The organism is Agrobacterium albertimagni AOL15, from assembly GCF_000300855.1.
GTDB lineage: Bacteria > Pseudomonadota > Alphaproteobacteria > Rhizobiales > Rhizobiaceae > Allorhizobium > Allorhizobium albertimagni.
In genome coordinates this window covers 1-1,699 of record NZ_ALJF01000046.1, presented here as the reverse complement: position 1 = coordinate 1,699, position 1,699 = coordinate 1, and the positions used below count along the sequence as shown (strand labels likewise).

The window sequence follows — 1,699 nt, the reverse complement described above, 5'->3', positions numbered from 1 at the left end:
GCAGCAACGCCTGCACCGGCTTCGACTGCGCCGAAGACGTAGACCCAGACCCTGCCGGTTTTTGTCTTGCCCCGTCCGGGGTCGAGAACATCGACCGGGGTATCGTCCGTATGTATTCGGTCGAGTGCTGCAATATGGGCCCGGATCAACAAGACGAGTGGTGTCAGTAAAGCAGATACGCGGCCGACCCAGTCGGCCATCACGGACCGGGAGATGTCTATCCCCAACCGGTCGTACATCTCGGACAGGCGGTAGAGGGGAATGTGATCGTCGAATTTGGCGATCATGATATGGGCGAGCAGTCCCGGCCCGGGTTTGCCGCGCTCGATCGGCAAGGTCGGCATCTCGCCAGCCAGCGTCGTATCGCATTCCCGGCAGATCATGCGCTTTTCGACATGCCGGACAATCTTGACTGACGCCGGCACGTGCTCGAGCACCTGGACCACCCTGTCGGCGGCCTTGAGGAATGACGTGCCACCGCAGGTCGGGCAATTGCAGGGAGCCGCATAGACCAATTCTTCCGTGGCGAGACCATCGGGCAGAGGTTTACGCTTCGGCTTCTCGGATGCGTCCTCCAACTCCGGCAGAGGAGTTTTGCCGGAGCGCAGTTCAGCCTCGGCACGGGAGGCCTCGATCTCCTCCAGCATCAGCTCGAACTGCTCGATCTTCCGGTCAATCTTTTCCGAAGAGGCGCCATGCTGCCGATGTCGGAGCAGCTCCAGTTGTGCGCGAAGAAGCCCGATTATGGAGTCACGCTTGATGACTTCGGCTTCCTGGCTCTCAAGCTTCGCCGCCTGTTCGGCGACCAGTGCGCGCAAAGCAGTGAGCTCGTCCTGACTGTCCAGCGGCGCTGTTTCCATACCCGCAAATCTAGCCGATTTGCCTCTGATGCGCCAGTTAAGCCTCGGATGCCCCTGCAAAATATGGCTTTTATCCCGTTCGGGCAGGAGCAGACGTCCACGCTGGGCGGCGCCAATCGATCCCTTCGACGAGCATCGAAAGCTGCGCCTGCGTCAGGTGCGCGACGCCCTCTTTCGCCGTCGGCCAGGGAAAGTACCCACGCTCCAAAATCTTGTAGAACAGGCAAAACCCCTGGCCGTCCCACCACAGGAGCTTGATCCGGTCGGCGCGCTTTCCGCGGAAGCCGAAGATCGCACCGGAGCCCGGCGCCTCCTTCACGACCGTCTCGACCAGCGCGGACAGACCATCAATGCCACGCCGCATATCGGTCACCCCGCAGGCCAGATAGACCCGCACATTTCCCGATGGCCCAATCATGCCGCCTCCACGCAAGCGACCAGCGGACCAAGCAGCTTCAACTCAACGTCAGCCGGGACCTTCAAGCGCCGACCGTTTCGGAGCAAGATCTCGACGATCGCCGGCCTAGTTGCCGCGGTAGAAGCCTGGCCTACGCCAGCCTCTTGGGTTATCTCCACCGGGAGAAACACCGTCGGCTGGTCGGCATAGCTGAATGATTGCCGCCATAAGCGGATCTGGCCCGGATGAATGTCATGCCGGCGCGCCACGTCACCAATGCGAGCCCCGGGCTCATCAGCTTCCGCAAGTATCCTCAGCTTCGCCTCGTCCGACCAACGCCGCCTGCGTTCGTTACCGGACATGATCTCCATGCGAGCCATGAAACCTCTTTGTTCTGGTATTAATGTCAGCATTAATACCAGAACAAAGAGGTTTCATGGCT

General features: G+C 60.6%; 3 protein-coding genes. All 3 read right to left on the bottom strand.

The genetic code is table 11. The annotated features are described in order from the left end of the window. Positions 1-860: IS66 family transposase (locus tag QWE_RS24260; protein ID WP_006728823.1), on the bottom strand; the 860-nt coding region annotated here is incomplete at its 3' end. Between the two features lie 70 nt (positions 861-930). Next, positions 931-1,278: an IS66 family insertion sequence element accessory protein TnpB gene (tnpB, locus tag QWE_RS24255; protein ID WP_006728822.1), complete on the bottom strand. Its 348-nt coding sequence runs from the start codon at positions 1,276-1,278 to the stop codon at positions 931-933. Further along, a complete protein-coding gene (gene tnpA / locus QWE_RS24250) occupies positions 1,275-1,637 on the bottom strand; it encodes an IS66-like element accessory protein TnpA (protein WP_006728821.1) in 363 nt (120 codons plus the stop codon). Before tnpA ends, tnpB begins: the two co-directional genes overlap by 4 nt. Positions 1,638-1,699 lie beyond the last annotated feature (62 nt).